The 319-nt window shown below is 69.0% G+C and carries 1 protein-coding gene; it reads left to right on the top strand.

Going from position 1 to position 319, the window contains the following annotated elements:
* Positions 1–319: ABC transporter permease (locus tag SK069_RS20175; protein WP_319956070.1), on the top strand; the 319-nt coding region annotated here is incomplete at both ends.

Consider the following 319-nt stretch of genomic DNA (forward strand, 5'->3'; position numbering starts at 1 on the left):
GGGGACCGCGATCTGCGCGGACCTCGGCGCGCGGCAGGTGCGCGAGGAGACCGACGCGCTGTCGGTGCTGGGCATCGATCCGGTGAAGGCGCTGATCGTGCCGCGGGTGCTCGCGATCATCCTCGTCTGCATCCTCTGCGACATCGTCGCGCTCCTGGCCGGCGTGATCGGCGCGGTGATGGTGATCGTCCAGAACGGCGCACCGCTCGGGCCGTTCTTCTCGACGTTCTTCTCGACCGCGACGCCGCTGGAGCTCGGCGCGTCGTTCGCGAAGTGCGCGCTCTTCGGGACGATGATCGCGCTGGTCTGCTGCTACAAG

It is taken from the genome of Patulibacter brassicae (assembly GCF_033949425.1).
In the GTDB taxonomy this organism is placed as follows: domain Bacteria; phylum Actinomycetota; class Thermoleophilia; order Solirubrobacterales; family Solirubrobacteraceae; genus Patulibacter; species Patulibacter brassicae.